The sequence below is a fragment of the Butyrivibrio sp. XPD2002 genome (assembly GCF_000423945.1).
Taxonomy (GTDB): Bacteria; Bacillota; Clostridia; order Lachnospirales; family Lachnospiraceae; genus Butyrivibrio.
In genome coordinates, this window is the sequence record NZ_AUIY01000001.1 from 224590 (window position 1) to 241095 (window position 16506).

At 39.9% G+C, this 16506-nt stretch carries 14 protein-coding genes; all 14 read right to left on the bottom strand.

Annotation, left to right across the window (positions count from 1 at the left end):
* Positions 1–183: 183 nt before the first annotated feature.
* The 14 genes from G587_RS0100930 to G587_RS0100995 all read right to left on the bottom strand — a co-directional run bounded on the left by G587_RS0100930 (position 184) and on the right by G587_RS0100995 (position 16483).
* Positions 184–1917 (bottom strand): leucine-rich repeat protein, encoded by a 1734-nt coding sequence (locus tag G587_RS0100930; protein ID WP_026490692.1) that lies wholly within the window; start codon positions 1915–1917, stop codon positions 184–186.
* 121 nt (positions 1918–2038) lie between these two features.
* A complete protein-coding gene (locus G587_RS0100935; RefSeq protein ID WP_026490693.1) occupies positions 2039–4495 on the bottom strand; it encodes an adenosine deaminase in 2457 nt (818 codons plus the stop codon).
* Between the two features lie 44 nt (positions 4496–4539).
* The gene (yfbR, locus tag G587_RS0100940; protein WP_026490694.1) at positions 4540–5133 is read right to left on the bottom strand and encodes a 5'-deoxynucleotidase; all 594 of its coding nucleotides are present in this window, start codon (positions 5131–5133) and stop codon (positions 4540–4542) included.
* Positions 5134–5198: 65 nt separating this feature from the next.
* Entirely contained in the window at positions 5199–5825 is a 627-nt protein-coding gene (locus G587_RS0100945) for a cytidylate kinase-like family protein (RefSeq protein ID WP_026490695.1), read from the bottom strand.
* A gap of 63 nt (positions 5826–5888) precedes the next feature.
* Entirely contained in the window at positions 5889–6833 is a 945-nt protein-coding gene (locus tag G587_RS0100950; protein WP_081679286.1) for an RluA family pseudouridine synthase, read from the bottom strand.
* On the bottom strand, positions 6830–7369 hold the full coding sequence (lspA, locus tag G587_RS0100955; RefSeq protein WP_026490697.1) for a signal peptidase II: 540 nt from the start codon (positions 7367–7369) through the stop codon (positions 6830–6832). Before lspA ends, G587_RS0100950 begins: the two co-directional genes overlap by 4 nt.
* Positions 7370–7390: 21 nt before the next feature.
* Positions 7391–8494, bottom strand: a complete 1104-nt coding sequence (aroB, locus tag G587_RS0100960; RefSeq protein ID WP_026490698.1) for a 3-dehydroquinate synthase — start codon at positions 8492–8494, stop codon at positions 7391–7393.
* Positions 8495–8594: 100 nt separating this feature from the next.
* On the bottom strand, positions 8595–9119 hold the full coding sequence (locus G587_RS0100965) for a cell division protein SepF (protein WP_026490699.1): 525 nt from the start codon (positions 9117–9119) through the stop codon (positions 8595–8597).
* Positions 9120–9166: 47 nt separating this feature from the next.
* Positions 9167–10582 carry an HlyD family efflux transporter periplasmic adaptor subunit gene (locus G587_RS0100970; protein ID WP_026490700.1) on the bottom strand — a complete coding sequence of 472 codons (1416 nt, stop codon included), beginning with the start codon at positions 10580–10582 and terminating at the stop codon, positions 9167–9169.
* Between the two features lie 66 nt (positions 10583–10648).
* Positions 10649–11068: a hypothetical protein gene (locus tag G587_RS0100975; protein ID WP_026490701.1), complete on the bottom strand. Its 420-nt coding sequence runs from the start codon at positions 11066–11068 to the stop codon at positions 10649–10651.
* Positions 11069–11169: 101 nt separating this feature from the next.
* Positions 11170–12144 carry a D-alanyl-D-alanine carboxypeptidase family protein gene (locus tag G587_RS0100980; protein WP_026490702.1) on the bottom strand — a complete coding sequence of 325 codons (975 nt, stop codon included), beginning with the start codon at positions 12142–12144 and terminating at the stop codon, positions 11170–11172.
* A complete protein-coding gene (mgsA, locus tag G587_RS0100985) occupies positions 12128–12523 on the bottom strand; it encodes a methylglyoxal synthase (RefSeq protein ID WP_026490703.1) in 396 nt (131 codons plus the stop codon). Before mgsA ends, G587_RS0100980 begins: the two co-directional genes overlap by 17 nt.
* 23 nt (positions 12524–12546) lie before the next feature.
* Positions 12547–13683, bottom strand: coding sequence for an FtsW/RodA/SpoVE family cell cycle protein (locus tag G587_RS0100990; protein WP_026490704.1), 1137 nt, complete (start codon positions 13681–13683; stop codon positions 12547–12549).
* Positions 13673–16483 carry a penicillin-binding transpeptidase domain-containing protein gene (locus G587_RS0100995; protein ID WP_242830008.1) on the bottom strand — a complete coding sequence of 937 codons (2811 nt, stop codon included), beginning with the start codon at positions 16481–16483 and terminating at the stop codon, positions 13673–13675. Before G587_RS0100995 ends, G587_RS0100990 begins: the two co-directional genes overlap by 11 nt.
* Positions 16484–16506: the final 23 nt, after the last annotated feature.

Consider the following 16506-nt stretch of genomic DNA (forward strand, 5'->3'; position numbering starts at 1 on the left):
TTGAATTATAATCTTTTGCGCTAAGCACTATTTTTGTAAAAAGCTTGTTCTTAAAATTATTCACGTAAATCTTCTTTCAGTTATATTAATATATAAAAAGTCGGACAACTATCGACACTAATAGATTGTATCACAGTTGCCCGACTTTATAATATCAAATTATAAAATTACTAAATAATTTTTTTATTCTGCTCTGTACTTGTAAACAGAATTCTTTCCGCCTGCCTTCTTGATCTTCTTGACGATCTTCTTATACTTACTGTAGCTGGGAGCCTTAATAAGGAAGAATGTATCATCATTAGCTGACTTGAATGCGTCCTTACCGAACTTATCAAGTGCAAAGCCCTGGTTCTCAACACGGATGAGCTTTGTCTTTCCTGAGAAAGCGTTGTTTCCGATCTCAGTTACATAAGCACCGATCATAACAGTCTCAACCTTCTTGCACTTCTTGAATGCGTTCTTCTCGATCTTGGTTACCTTGTAAACCTTGCCATCGATTGTAACAGATGAAGGAACCTTTACATTCTTGATCTTTGTCTTTGTGCACTTTACAAGAGCTGCTGTGTCATCGCCTGTAACCTTGTATACATAGCTGCCTGTTGTGTCGTTCTCATCATTTAAAGAAGTGTTTACAGTAACCTGTGTTCCGTTACCATTGTTTGAACCATCATCAAGTACAAATGTTAATGTAAGATTTCTGTTGCCACCCTTGCCACCTTTTCTAAGTGTGATGTAAGGGTGATTAACTGTCCACTTATCAGCTGTAGCTATAGGAGCAAAAGCACTGTCAGCGGGAAGTGTTATTGTGCAAGCCTTAAGTGCGGAGCTGATGTTCTTAAGAGAACTTCCTAATACAAATACAGGAACTACGTTAGCTACCTGATCATTTACAGTAAGGTTTGTACGTGTAGTTGTATTATCAGAATTAAGAACTGCTAACTTATAGTTGCTTGCTGAATATAACTGGTCTTCCTCGTACTTAGCAACCTTTTTATTGGAATCGCTGTGCTTACCATTGGATGTACGAAGCTTTGTGCAGTAATTAACTCTTGTATAGCCATTGTTCTTCATTGTCTTCTGAGAAACGTTGAAGCTATCGTAATTAACCTTGCCCTTCTTTGCCTTGTCGCATGCAGGGATGTTTGTCTCATACCACTTACCGATCTTAACCTGGTTCCAGCACTTACTCTCATTGAAAAGAATATCGTTCTGAACATCACACTCATCTAAGAGAAGTGAAAATGCAAGAGCATAACCCTGCGAGGAAGCTCTGTGTGTTACAAGTGCGCCATAAGCTGTGTTCTTAAGATCCTTGTTATCGATACCAACCTTAACATTAGTTACGTTATCGATGATCATATTGAAGCACTCAAGTTCCTTTGTGAAAACTGAAGCATCATCATCAATGTTCTTCATGATTCTTTTTACAGCTGACTTAAGATTCTTCTTCTCTGATGAATAATCGCTGTCACCTGTTTTTCTAAGATATGCGAAGCAGCTATACTTACCGCTTGAATTCTTTACTGTGACAAACTTAAGCTCTGCCATTGCAGGTGCGATCTCATAAGGATTGCTGTAAATGTAAGCACGTCTTGCATACTTGAGATCATCGTTTGAATACTTTTTCTTTTCATCAGAATTTGTATACATGGTATAGAAATTAGATGATTCAAACTGCCCCTTGTTAGCAGATGTTACTTCAACACCCTTATCCATGATTCTGGTATCAAGGTACTCATAAGCATCGAAGATCTTCTTCTGACTTTCATTCAGAGCATCCTTAACAGCTGATGATGCAGCCTCTACAGTTACAGGCTCTGAAGCTACGAATGAAACCGGTACTACTGTTACAGCGACTGCTGCAGCAAGAAAAATTGACTGTAAACTTTTGCGAAGCTTACCCTTTGAATTGAACATATAGAACCTCCCTCTAAATTGTTAACTTTTTTCAAAACTAAATTTCATACATTAAGTATAAAATAATATGTCCAACAAATGTCCAACAATATTGCTATCTTTTTCGTAATTATTGTCAAGTTCAGTTTTTATCCGTATTTTGAAGCTTTATAATTTGAGAAACGATTGGTGAGTCACTATCAAAATATCGTACATAGCCATGTAATGATGTAGCTTTTTGTTTTAAAGTCTGAGAATGACTCCATATAAAAATAACAGATTTCCCCTTGCCGTTTTTGGCTTCCTGAATAAGATTAGCCGCGGCACTGTTACCATCAAAGGCTACTACCATCGAAGGTCTTCTCTCAAAAATCTCATAGTTAAAGCTCTTATATATGCCCATTCCCTCAGCTTCCGGAGACACTCTTATAAATACGCCTGCTTCCTTAAGCTTATCCCTTTCGTGCCTGGAGATAAGTGAGGGCACAACAGCATATATTTTAAAATTTTTATCATTATGCTCTATCAGATACTTTTCATATCCTGAGAGCTTATGGCCAATTACAAAGCAGACTTCATCAGGATTAAGGAGCTTTAGAAGCTCATCAAGCTCCTTTTTTCCATCAGGTGTGATCCTTGTTGCTCTTTTTTCAGTATTAAAACTGCCCCCAAGAAGTACTATGGGGAATCTGTCCCAGGTAATATCTTCAATTTCATCCTTGAGTTCTTTATTAGCATCAAGTCTCTTAAGCTTACGCTGACCTGTCTTAGAAATTTTGACGGTCTTCATCTTCTCAAGGAGGACCTCTTCCATATCCCTGTTTTTAATAAGTGAGATGAAGGCGGCCTTTTTATCGGAGTAGGCGATCTGCCCCTCTTCTATTATGCCGCGCTCAGCGTCTCTCATGAGAGCAAGGTCTTCATCAGAGAGCTCAAGCATCTTCTTTAATGAAAGCTCCTCATCGATTGAATTTGTTCCATAAAGAGCTGCTCCGTCAGTTCCCTGAACACAGCGTATTCCCTGTTTAAGGTAGTACTTAAGCGGATGATCCTTTAGGGAATTAAGGTTATTCAGGCGCACGTTACTTGTGAGCTGGAACTCCAGAACAACGTTATTTTCCTTAAGCTGCTTTATAACCTCTTTTCCCTTTTGAGACCTTGGGCTGTAGGTATATAAGCCGTGTCCAAGTCTCATTCTGGGCATGGTCTGTCCCGGAAGAAGGCAGTCCTTAACGCAGGATATACTGTGAGCGATATTATCCTTAAGACTGTCATTTTCACCGGCATGAACCCTTATTACGAAGGATGGATCAATCGCTGCGAATTTTACAAGCTCCTTAAATACAGGCTTTAATGTGATGATGTCATTTATTTCCTCACCTACAAAGTCGCAGCCTGCAACGTAAGGATCAAGGAATGTCGCCCTTAATACCTCAAGGTTCTGTTCAAGGTAATCAGAAGGTGTTACAGCGTCCTTAACGATTGTCAGGGGTATACGCCTCATGGCCGCAAGGAATCTTATCATTACGCCCGTTTCCTGATAGATTTTGGGCATGACCTCATGAACCTGCTTTAGCATTTCAACAGATTCGTATTTTTTAACCAGGGTTGTATCACTTATTTCTGCGTAGCAAACGCCTTGCTTTTTATAATTTCTTGCGATCCACAGTAGCTTATCCTGGAAAATAGTATTTCCTGCATAATCAGGATTTTCCTTATCCTTAAGCATCTGCCTTAAAGTGTTTTTTACATCAATATCAGGAATCTGACTGATGTTCTCAAGGTCTATCTTTTCCTCATGCTCCTTTGCTTTACAGAATACATATCTGTAGAGATAAACCTTCTCAAGATTTGTAAATACGGCCTGTCCGTCCTTAATAACAGCAAGGGAACCTCTTATCTTAACTATGTTTATTTCAGCGTTATCGAGATTATTAAGGATAAGGTCTGCAAAATTTATAAAGGTATTATCATTAATTCTTCTATCCAGATATTTTCCCTGAAGACCTGAGGAAATAAACTGCCTTGCAACCTTTTCGCGCTGCTTACTCAGTTTCTCTTCCTGAGCCTCAGTCAGCTTTAAGCCAAGCTTTCTTATGTAATATAGGGGATACCTTATCTGATGATAGATTCCAAGCGCAATAAGAACGTCTCCCGGTAGGTTGCCGTTCATGTGAGTATGGAGATCCGCCTGGAATTTTATATTCTTTTTTATCTGTGTTTTGAAAATTGTTTTGGATAGATCAAGCTGATAATTCTTGGTCTGGCTCATAAGCGTTTTGGCGATTGCAGGAATCGTCGCCTTTAGATCAACGCTGCCATCAGGATAAATACTTGCAACATCAGTTTTACCGAGCCTGAAAACATAGAATTCCGTATTTGAGGAATCTACGAAGCACGGAACCTCACCCTTTATAACAAGCATTCCTTCGTTATCCTCTGACAAAGGAAGCTCGCATATAGCAGACAAATTTCTTATCAGATTGCCTGTGTGGTGATTAGGAGTGGACAGCACATAGTACATCCTGTCCAGATCCTTATAGAGACTTACGATTATATCTTTTTCAGTATCAAGGAAAAAACATGTAAAATATGTCATATCAGATCCTTTCGTGATAAAAAAGATTCTTATTAAAAATCAAATCATGAAAGCTCATCAAGAGTTTTGCCATAGGGCTCAAGGAAGTCACTCATGAAATCCTCGACCTCAGGAAGCTCCTTCTTCATCTTTTCAAGTGATTTTAATGTACTCTGCTCCGCTGTCCTGAACTCACTGTTTCCGGCGTTCTTTTCTTCGATACATTTGATAAGTGCTGAGAGCTTATCAGCTGCCTTAACAAGTCTTCGCATGTATTTTTCATCAGCGCCGTCCTGGGGCTTAAATATCACCTCAAAGGCAGGGCGGAGGTCATCCGGAAGCTTATGGAGAAGCTGCGTATCAGCAATTGCTTCTACCTGCTTATAGGCGTTTTTCAGCTCGTCATTGTAATACTTAACAGGTGTAGGCATATCTCCTGTGATTATCTCTGATGCATCATGATAAAGGCCGATGAGTGCAGCCTTTTCAGCATTAAGATTTTTGCCATATCTGACATTGCCAATTACACAGAGTGCATGTGCAATCATTGATACTTCAAGGGAGTGCTCGCTCAAATTCTCAGGTCTTGAGTTGCGCATGAGCGCCCATCTCTCGATATACTTCATTCTTGATATTGTTGCGAAAAAATTATAAGCCATGATGTTACAAAAAAAGGAGCAAACACATTTTGTCTGCTCCTTATTCCTTTCTTTTATTATCCGGATTATTTGTTTTCGAAATCTTCAACAAACTGTGCTATAAGATTAACTGTTCCGTCAATGCCGAGAACGCTGCTGTTTATTGTAAGATCGTAGGTATCGGATCTTCCCCATTTCTTGGATGAATAATAGTTGTAATAGCTCTGTCTCTGTTTATCCTTCTTGAGGATCATTTCAAGAGCCTTGTCCTTAGTCGTCACGTCGTCATAACGGCTCATAACTCTCTTGATTTTATCCTCCTCATCACCGTGAATGAAAATGTTGATAACATTGGGATAATCAGCAAGAGCATAATCAGCGCATCTTCCAACGATTACGCAGGGGCCTTCATCAGCAATTTTCTTGATGGTATCAAACTGAGCCAGGAAAATCTTATGGCTGATGGGCATATCCACGAAGCTGGATGAATTATATCCAAACGAATACGTATCCATAACAAGATTATAAAGGAATGATGTTGTAGGTCTTTCATCATGATCCTGTATCATTTCCTGTGCAAAGCCACTCTCCGATGCTGCTCTTGTAAGGAGCTCCTTGTCATAAAACTTAATGCCAAAGCGCTCAGCAACCTTCATACCAATCTCACGACCGCCTGAACCAAATTGTCTGCCTATTGTTATGATTGTATTCATAATAAAACCTCCGTGATAAAAGATTTCATAAATTTGATACAATTATACCACAAAATCGCTCAATCAGTTTAATATATTTAGCAGATGGCTAAAGTATTCCGGCAGCGGTGCATCGGTCTCGATATATTCCCCGGTTACGGGATGCTTAAAGCCAAGGGTCTTTGCGTGAAGACATTGTCCCTCAAGCTTAAACTTACTTTTCATTGAAGGTCCGTATACGGTATCACCAAGTAAGGGATGTCCTATATGAGCCATGTGAACCCTTATCTGATGGGTTCTGCCCGTTTCAAGCATACATTCCACATAAGTCATCCTGTCCTTCTCAAATCTCTTAATAACGCGATAATGGGTAATTGCATTTTTACCCTGCGAATCCGGAACAACACTCATCTTCTTTCTGTCATTCTGGCTTCTTCCTATATGAGAGATAATTGTTCCTTCGTCGTCCTTAAGGATTCCATGACAAATAGCATGATAAACACGATTTATGCTGTGTTCCTTTAACTGGTCAGCGATTCCTCTGTGAGCTATATCGTTTTTACAGATGATTACTGAACCTGTGGTATCACGGTCAATTCTATGAACGATACCAGGCCTCATAACACCGTTTATTCCAGAGAGATCATCCCCAAGATAATACATAAGGGCGTTTACAAGGGTTCCGTCGTAATGTCCGGCTGCAGGATGAACAACCATCCCCTTGGGCTTGTTGACTATCAGTACGTCCTTATCCTCATAGATGATATCAAGCGGGATATTCTCAGGCTTGATGTCAGGAATTATGGACTTCGGTATCTCCATGAAAATTGTATCGCCCTCAGAAACTACAGTACTTGGCTTTACATTTTTCCCATTAACAAGAACCTTGTTATCCTTGATGAGCTTCTGAATATAACTTCTGGACATAGAATCAGAGAGAGAGCTCATAACCTTATCAACTCTCTCTCCATCCATATCTTCGTTAACTACATAACTTACACTGTTTTCTTTTTCGATAGAATCTGTCATTTAAACTCCCTGTACTTTTTCTGCTGTTTAAAGCTAAGAAAATCGAAGTCCTTTTCCTTATAATAAAACAGGAACAGAATAATGAACAAAAACGTTGAAACAGTCACATAAATATCCGCCACATTAAAAATGGGGAAATTGATAATTACGAAGGAAATAAAATCAACTACGTAATCATTAACAAGTCTGTCTATCATATTACCTGCAGCGCCGCTGGCTATCATTACAAGTATGATCTGCAGGAATGTGTACTTCTTCTCAAGAGGAAGCTGGAATAATACGTAAGCGATTACAAGAAGTATCATTATAGCTATCATTACGAAGAATACCTTCTGATCCTGAAGTATTCCAAATGCAGCTCCTCTGTTCTTTAAAAATGTAAGCTCAAGGACCCCAGGGATAAGCACGATTGAATCCTTATCCATAAGATGTGTCACAGCAAGGTGCTTGGTAAACTGATCAAGAACAACAAGTAAAACAATAGCTATAAGATCAATTACAAGAAATAATTTCTTTTTGGTTGTTAATTTATTCATAAAAACTCCGGATTATATTTATTATTCAAAGTCCTCAGACCATGTGATCTCTTTGATTGCAGCCCTGGCCTCATCATCTGTAACTGTACTGTCAAGAACAGCCTTGCCGACCTTCTTAAGAAGAACGAACTTTATTGTATTACCGTCAGCCTTCTTATCAGAATGCATCAGCTTAATTACTTCGTCAGCATCGATGTCTGTCTCAGAGATTGGAAGTCCAAAGGGAACAAACATATCCCTTATCTCATAATACTCTTCCATTGAAAGGAGTTGTCTCTTCCAGGAAATGAAGGCAGCTGCTACAGCGCCAAGAGCAACACACTCGCCATGGGATAATGCAAAGTTTTTATACTTTTCAATTGCATGTCCGATGGTGTGACCATAATTAAGAAGTGCTCTGTCACCCTTCTCAGTGGGATCCTTTTCAACAACTGCTCTCTTAATGTCGCAGCTCTTCTTAACCATCTTGATAAGTATTTCGGGATCTCTCTCCTGAATCTCATACATATTTTCAATGAGCCAGATATAGAAGTCAGAGTCTTTAATAAGACCGTGCTTCATTACCTCAGCAAAGCCTGAAGCAAACTGCTCTCCTGATAACGTATCAAGTACCTTTATATTCATATAAACAAGTGAAGGCATGTAGAAAGCGCCAACCATGTTTTTATAGCCGTCGAAATCAACGCCTGTCTTACCACCTATACTGCTGTCAGTCTGGGCAAGAAGTGTTGTAGGAATCTGAACAAAAGCGATTCCTCTAAGGTATGTAGCTGCAGTATAGCCAGCCATATCACCGACAACTCCGCCGCCAAGAGCAATGATAAGATCATGCCGATCGAATTTATTCTCAATAAGCACCTTATATATCTTCTGAATCTCAGAGAGGTTCTTGTTCTCTTCACCTGCAGGAATTGCATAAACAATAACCTTGGATGAAATAGCTTCAACGGTCTTAACTACTGTATCTGCATACAGAGGCTCTACATTGGAATCAGTAATTATTGCGAATTTTCTGTTTTTGAATCCAAGCTCTTCAATACGCTTTGAAAGCTCATCGAAGGATGTATCAAAGACGATATCGTAGCAGGGATTACCGTTATACTTTACGTTTAATACTTCAGACATAGTAATCTATCAGCCAGGCTGAAATTCCTTTCAAAGTTTGCTTTATACTCAAAGAAAAGGCAGAAACAAAAGTTTCTGCCTGATAGTTAACTTCTGTAATTTACATAGACTGAAGACCTGATGTTCCCATGGAACTATCAAATGCACCGCCTAAAATGTCCTGAAAATCTCCTGAAATATCAACACTTGCAGGTGTTACGATAAAGATATATCTGGAAATCTTCTGAAGATTGCCGTTGATTGCGAAGCAGGAACCTGATGTGAAATCGATGATTCTCTGTGCAAGCTCAACATCAATGCCCTCAAGATTAAGTACAACTGTACGGTTGTTGAGAAGAGTCTCAGTAATCTCTCTGGCATCCTCAATGGAAGTGGGCTTTACAACGCAAACCTCCATTCCGTTAGCGCTTCTGCTTCTGGGAGCTGCAGTACTTCTGGGAGCAGCCGCAGGTCTCTTAAGCTTCTCTTCATTTATTTCAATTGAGGGATCGTCCTTACCGATTGCGCTAGCCTTATGAATAGGCTCGATGGTGCTATCATAGTAATCATCGTCCTGATCATAGTATCCGCTTTCGTCATCCCCGTTCAGCTTCATAGCTGATAAAAACTTATCCATTACACTCATGTGATTAAACTCCTAACCCCAACAAAATATACAACGATTATATTATGCTAGTTTTCATTCGAAGTGTCAAGGTTCTTAGCATCTCCTTCTACAGTTGACGCATCCAGCACTATGTAATCATATACGCTTAAACCGTAATTTGTATTTGATTTAACGATAGAATACTCATCGTTCTGGTACAAAATGCTTATCTGTCTGAAGTCTGCATAACCCTTATTGATATTGTATACACCGATAAGGGTGTCCTTGGTGTTAACAGTAAACTTCTCCTGAGAATCAGGCATTATCAATAGATCGCCATTTCTCAGAGTATCATCATCCACGTAATAGGAATCTTCGTTCTCATTATAAAGCTCAACTTCAATGAACTCAGAAGTCTCATTACCATTTTCATCATATTTATCTCGAAGAACACCGTAGTTGTTATTATTACCCTTAGTCACGTATGACTTTGGAACAACAAAGAAGCTCTTCTCGGCGATTGAGGAATTGGGGATCTTAAGTCCACTCTCATCCTCTGTGATAAGTTCCACGTTAAGGAATCTGTCCTTTGCAAAGGTGATCATTGAATTTGTAAAGGAAAGTCCAACGAAGGTATCACCTGCATCATTGGTGACATAAGATACCTTGCCCCAGGCCTCATCCTGATTCTTAAGGAATCTGACCTTAACATATTCTCTCTCAGCAAGGCTCTTTACCTTATCAAGGTCATTCTCCTGAATTACTATCATCCAGTCTTCACTGGTTGAAAGCTTAAATGCCGGATCGCCGACACCAACAAGAGAATTATTTATAAGCTGCTTACGCTCATACTTGGAACTGTCCATTAGGTCTGCGGTCATGCTCCCCAAGGTGATGTCTTCATAACCGTCAGTATAATATTGAACAATTCCTGTTCCTGCAGAATAACAATAATTTATACTCTGCATAGCTCCTGAGTTATCTCCAAGAGAATTGATACTTTGAAGTACGCTGGCGCTTGCAAGCTTTTGAACAGTACCATCAAGACTCAGCTTAAAATCATATACAGAGCCAAAGCTCTTGGGGTCAAAATCTGCGCTGTAGCTGACTATCTGGGTTCGAAGCTCGCTAAGATCCTCGTCCGTAAGAGCAGCCTGCTCAGACCCTTGTGTTTTAAGGTAATCAAGCAGATCTCCTGATTCATCAACCGTATATACAAGGTTACCGACAGCTACTCGCTGTCCCTCAGGAGCAAAATAGTTGACGTAGCCTGCATTGGCAGCCTCTACTATCTGTTCATCCCTTAGTGCAACCGCTTCATATATGTTGTTTGATGAAAGAGATCCCTCTTTAACCTCATAACCGACTATATGCTTTTTACTGAAGTAAGTAAAAACACAGATAACGACATAAATAAGCATGAATGCAAAAAATACCATTCCCACATTAACATGCAGAAAAACAGGATATCTCGCTATCTTGTTTTTTTGTTTCTTTGCCATATTTTAAAACTAAAGATAAGCCGCGAGATAAAACCGCGGCTTATCCATCCTATCCATAATATATAATTAGAGCGCTGTCATAACCTTAGACTTAACAGCCTCAGGAAGTTCAGATTCATCCATAGATACGCTAAGTACGAAATCTACGTTAAATTTCTCTCCAAGACGCTCAAGCTTTTCAATTGTAGAAGTGATATCTTTTCCCTCAAGACATGCGATACTGAGGAAGCCATCGAAATACATTTGCTGAAGATCGTGATCCTGTGAAATCACGCCACTGACGAAACCAAGAAACTCGTCGGAATTCTCAATCATGAACTCCGGAACTACAATAAGGCGAACTTTATTGTTAAGTTCAAACATGTGCTTTGTATTTCTATCAAGAAATACAACGTTCCCCAAAATGTTTTTTACCTCGGTATTGACCTTGTTCAACAGGCATTTTGTTTTACCTTTACCTTTATTCCCAACGATTAATTGAACCATATCCATACCCTCCAGTTTTATATTATTTTTGTGTTTGAGATACTTAGAAATATTTCTAAAAACTTAATGAAAAGTTTTTATCTCGTTAATAATATTATAAATTACTGATTAGTTATCTGCAATAACAAATCGGACATTTCACTATAAAGGGTTCCGGTATCCTCAGCCCTCATAACTACAGCAATATAATTATTGCCTGAAGTATCGGAAGCAAGCTGAACAAGGCAGTGTCCTGCAGCTGCTGTCGTTCCGGTTTTACCTCCAAGAACTGTAATTCCGGCAGGCATTTCATAATTTCCGTTTATAAATCCATTTGTATTCTTAACATTTACGTCTCTGAGCTCTCCGGAGGCTGTATAGAACTGAGTTGAATAATTGGACATGTGTATGATTTCGGTAAACTTGTCATACTTAAGAGCCTCGTTGAACATCAGATACATATCATAAACACTTGTGTAATGATCATCAGCAGTAAGACCATTTGGATTCATGAAATGTGTATGTGTAGCACCAAGCGCCTTTGCTTCGTTATTCATCTCTTCAACGAAGGCTTCCATGCTTCCGGATATATTATTGGCAATAAGAACAGCTACGTCATTAGCTGAATACAGTAAAAGAATATGCAGAGCCTGATCAAGGGTCATGGTATCGCCCTCTTTCAGATTTATCACCTGTGCACCGTCTTCACTGATATAAACGCTGGAATCAGCCCTCAGAACCTGATCAAGAGATCCCTTTTTCAGCGCTACTATAGCTGTCATAACCTTAGTAAGGGATGCGGGATCGAGCTGAAGCTGTGCATTCTTAGCATAAAGAGTCTTTTTCTTACTTAAATCAAATAATCCAAGGCAGGTATTTTCACTCAAAGTAAGGGAATCTCCTATATCCGAATTGGTAACACACAAATCAGAGGCAAATGTCTTCATAACAACTGCCCCGTTCTCACCATAATCAGCAGATGGAATTGTATAAGGAAATGCGTATTCTGTATCAGAACATCCAGTAATAAAGGTCGAAAAAACCAGTACCATGCATAAAGCGGTGATACGGTTTTTCAGATTACTTATACATCTCACGCCACTCAAGGTCTCCTCTATCCAATGATTTAATCAAAAGCTCAGCAGTAGCCAGATTTGTTGCAATCGGGATATTGTGCATATCACAAAGTCTCATTACATTGTTAACATCAGGCTCATGAACCTTCTGAGTGAGAGGGTCACGAAGAAAGATAACAAGATCGATCTCGTTGGCTTCGATTGCAGCACCGATCTGCTGAGATCCGCCAAGGTGACCTGCGAGATATTTATGTATATTAAGATTGGTAACTTCTTCAATAAGTCTTCCGGTTGTTCCGGTAGCATAAAGATCATGCTTTGCAAGAATTCCTCTGTATGCAATACAGAAGTTCTGCATCAATTTCTTTTTCGCATCATGCGCTATAAAAGCAATATTCATTGGTTTATAATCCCCTTCCCCAACTAAAAGTATTTTTTACCCTGTAATCTGACATTGAGCACAAAGCCCATACCAGCAAAACAACTGACTAAGGATGTAAGTCCCGCACTAACAAACGGCAGTGGAATTCCGGTATTAGGAAGTGCACCTGTGGCAACTCCGATATTAAGGAATCCCTGGAATCCTATCCAAGCTCCCATTCCGGTAGCTATGAGCTGTCCGGTGAGATCCTTTGCTCTTCCTGCGATTACCATGCATTCAATGGCAATGAGCAGAATCAGGACTATTACTGAACATCCACCTATAAATCCAAATTCTTCACCTACAACGGTGAAAATGAAGTCTGTCTGTGACTCTGAAACGAAACCACCATTCAAAACGGAACTGATCTCATTTGTATTATAGCCTTTTCCCAAAAGCTGTCCCGAACCTATGGCCATAATGGAATTAAGCGTCTGATAGGCATCAGATGAAGCAAAATCCTCGGGATGAAGCCATGCCAAAACACGCCTTTGCTGATAATCACGCAAAATTATACTCCTGTCTGAAAGAGCATCAAATATAACAAGTAAGGCTGTTGGTATTGAGATGGCCAGAACCGTAATAACAAATTTAAGATTTATTCCGGCAGAAAATAGTATGCAGGCAATGATAACCGTTAACATAATGGTCGTAGACAAGTCAGGCTGCAATACAATCATAATAAGCGGTGGTGCCAAAAGCCCAAGGCATATGAAAATAAAGTAAATCTTCTTTACTTTATCCTTATATTTCATTATGAACGCTGAAAAAAATAAAATCAATAATATTTTAGATGCTTCCGAAGGCTGGAATTGTACGCCAAAAAGATTGATCCATCTAGTAGCACCCTTAACCGAGTGACTAAGCGGCGTAAATACAAGTGCAAGTACGCCAAGGTTAAGTACATAGCACAAAATGTAAAACTTGCAGATAAATACATAATCGAGAAGGGATATAAAAATCATCATGAATACTCCCAAAACGATACCCACTATCTGCTTTTTCTTGTATGACGGGTCAGCACTTCCTACGGCCATTACGCCGATGCAGGATAATGCAATTAGCATAATGACCAGTTTGAAGTCATAGTCAAATATATGATAGCTTTTCAGTTTTTCTAAAAAATTCTCAGTCCGCATTAGCGTCTCCACCTTCAAGCTGCTGAGCGGTTCCTGTCTGAACCTCCTCAGGATCCTTAAGACCAAAGTAATATGCTACTGCCTCTTTTGTTATCTGTGCAGCATAGCTGGATGTATAACCATAAGCTATTCTCGTTGCAATCGCAATTTGAGGGCTCTCATAAGGAGCATAGCAAACGAAAAGCGCATGGTTCGCTCTCTTCTTTGACTCCTCGGCAGTACCTGTCTTACCGGCAACATTAACGGCAAGATCATTAAAGTAAGGCTTGTCCTCAACCACCTGGCGCATACCTGTGTGAATTGCGTTCCAGTAGGCTGAATCCATATCAATGTGATTTCTTACGGTAGCACCATATTCATTAAGAAGGTTACCGTCAGAATCACAGGTTTTCTTAACAAGTGTAAGATTATAGCAGGTTCCACTGTTGGCAACCGCAGTTACATATCGGGCAAGTCCAACTGTTGTAAAGGAGTTGGTACCCTGACCGATAGCAGAACGGGTTGAGTCGAGATCTGAAACGATAGGCTCATACTCAGTAACCTCTACTCCGGTAGTCTCGCTAAGTCCGTACATATCAGCGTACTTGGCAAGCTTCTCAAGACCTACGTCAGAGTGGAAATTCTCACCCACAAGACTCAGTCTGTAACCAACTTCAAAGAAGAAGGCGTTACAGGAGTTCTTAATACCGCCAGTAACATCGAGCTGTCCATGGGACCTGGGATAAATCCAGCAGTGTGCGGGATTGGTATTATCAAGCTTATCGAACACACCTGTACAGGTAATCTGCGATGAAGTATCGATTACTCCCTCCATAAGACCTGCCGTAGCTGAAACCATCTTAAAGGTAGATCCGGGCGCTGTTCTCTGCATCGTCGCATAGTTGATAAGAGGCGATGCCTGATCGCTTCGAAGCTTTGCGTAATAATCAGCATCTACACCGTTAGCCATCTTGTTGTTGTCATATCCTGGATATGATACAAGTGCAAGGACGTCACCGTTATTAACATCAGTAACAACCATTGATCCTGAACAGGGGTCCAGAGCAAGCTGAGCCGGTGTGATATCAAGGTTAGAAATTCTGTTTATGAAAAATGTGTAGGGTGACTCAGCACCTGAAAGCCAGAGTGAAAGCTCCTCCTCAGGAAGCTCAACAACTCCCTGCTCGAGAAGGATATGGCCAACCTCATCACCACTTACAATGTCATCCTGAAGAAGGTATTTATAGAGCTTTTTATTAAACTCATCATCCTCTTCTATATCTTTGAATATATATTCTACGATGGTATTGAAAATCTCCTGGGAATCAACATATTGACTCTCAAGGTCAAGAATGCTAACATCTATCCAGTTGGCAGAAATACAATATCTTATATAATCTGCCAGAGATATGGTCTCATCTGTAGTCCATGCAATATATGTCTTATCTTCCTTATCGACCTTATCAGTAGAGATGACTCCGTTACTATAGAGCTTCTGAGCGATATAACTCATGTAAACCTGATATTCTTTTGATAAAAGGTTGTAAGGCGTATTAGTCTCAGTAAATTCAGCACGAAGTCCTGCATTTACCTGTTCTCTCTTTGTGAGATACTTTGCATATACATTCTTCTCGTTGGTTCCTGCTTCCTCTGACTGCATATGCCTAAGATCGATAATATGGTTATCAAAGCAGGCAAAGTAAACATCATAGATAGGAATCATAATCTCTGAGGATTTCTGATTCTCGCCCTGCAAGAAGAACTTGATGTTCTGAATCTTGGAAACAAGAATACCTGCAAGAGACTGCTCAATTATGTTGTAGCAGGCCTCCTGTAAGTCCTTATCTATTGTAAGGTAAACGTCATTGCCGGCCTTTGAATCAATATAGCTGCTGGTCTCAATAACCTTACCTGTGTTATCAACGTATACTGTCTCACTTCCCTTAGTTCCCTGAAGAACGGACTCCATTGACTGCTCAATTCCGGACTTACCTACAGTATCATTCGAACGATATGCAGGATTCTCCTTCTGGAGTTCTTCAAGTTCGCTGTCAGAAATCTTACCAGTGTAGCCAAGAATCTGTGAAAAATAGACAGAATCTACATAAACTCTCGCTGTATCCTCTTCTATTGAGACACCTTCGAGAACATTGGCATTTTCCATTACATCGGCAACGGTTTTATCGCTTACATTTGTAGCAATAGTGGTATTGATGTACTTCTGGTAACTGTTTGAGAACATCTTATATCTGATAGTTACCAGCTGAAGAATACGATCCTTCTCATAACCAAGGCCCGGAACAAATGACTTTTTGTCGTCGGGATCGGTGTAATCACCTATTCCGAATTTATTACAAAGGTCATCCATAACCTCCTGGGCAGTCTTGGATCTCTCCTCATATTTCAGGTCGCCAACCGAGGTTCTGCCATAAATATCAGCCAAAAATCTAAGAAGGGAATTACCCTCTATCGTAAACTCAAAATTGTTGGAGCTGCTGAGCTGAATATTGAAATCAGTGTCAACAACATCTTCGTCCTTTTCAATGATATCGATTACCTTATTGAGAGTTTCGTTGATTGCCGCATTTTTTCCTGATCCGGACTCATAAACGTCCTCGATCATAACAGAGTTAGACAGCTCGTTGTAAGCAAGGAGCTTACCATTCCTGTCATAAATATTACCTCTGGCGGCTGCAATGGATTTTTCCTTCATGATCTTGAGCTGGAAGGAATCGAGATAGGTTTCTCCCTTGACTATCTGCAGAAAGAAAAGTCTGTATACAAGCCCTGCTGATGCCAGTATGAGAATTGCTGAAATCATAACAAGGCGTGAAGTTATAAAAT

Excerpts from the sequence above, each read along its gene's own strand:
- G587_RS0100930 (WP_026490692.1), bottom strand. The coding sequence starts at position 1,917 with ATGTTCAATTCAAAGGGTAAGCTTCGCAAAAGTTTACAGTCAATTTTT.
- G587_RS0100935 (WP_026490693.1), bottom strand. The coding sequence starts at position 4,495 with ATGACATATTTTACATGTTTTTTCCTTGATACTGAAAAAGATATAATC.
- yfbR (WP_026490694.1), bottom strand. The coding sequence starts at position 5,133 with ATGGCTTATAATTTTTTCGCAACAATATCAAGAATGAAGTATATCGAG.
- G587_RS0100945 (WP_026490695.1), bottom strand. The coding sequence starts at position 5,825 with ATGAATACAATCATAACAATAGGCAGACAATTTGGTTCAGGCGGTCGT.
- G587_RS0100950 (WP_081679286.1), bottom strand. The coding sequence starts at position 6,833 with ATGACAGATTCTATCGAAAAAGAAAACAGTGTAAGTTATGTAGTTAAC.
- lspA (WP_026490697.1), bottom strand. The coding sequence starts at position 7,369 with ATGAATAAATTAACAACCAAAAAGAAATTATTTCTTGTAATTGATCTT.
- aroB (WP_026490698.1), bottom strand. The coding sequence starts at position 8,494 with ATGTCTGAAGTATTAAACGTAAAGTATAACGGTAATCCCTGCTACGAT.
- G587_RS0100965 (WP_026490699.1), bottom strand. The coding sequence starts at position 9,119 with ATGAGTGTAATGGATAAGTTTTTATCAGCTATGAAGCTGAACGGGGAT.
- G587_RS0100970 (WP_026490700.1), bottom strand. The coding sequence starts at position 10,582 with ATGGCAAAGAAACAAAAAAACAAGATAGCGAGATATCCTGTTTTTCTG.
- G587_RS0100975 (WP_026490701.1), bottom strand. The coding sequence starts at position 11,068 with ATGGTTCAATTAATCGTTGGGAATAAAGGTAAAGGTAAAACAAAATGC.
- mgsA (WP_026490703.1), bottom strand. The coding sequence starts at position 12,523 with ATGAATATTGCTTTTATAGCGCATGATGCGAAAAAGAAATTGATGCAG.
- G587_RS0100990 (WP_026490704.1), bottom strand. The coding sequence starts at position 13,683 with ATGCGGACTGAGAATTTTTTAGAAAAACTGAAAAGCTATCATATATTT.
- G587_RS0100995 (WP_242830008.1), bottom strand. The coding sequence starts at position 16,483 with ATGATTTCAGCAATTCTCATACTGGCATCAGCAGGGCTTGTATACAGA.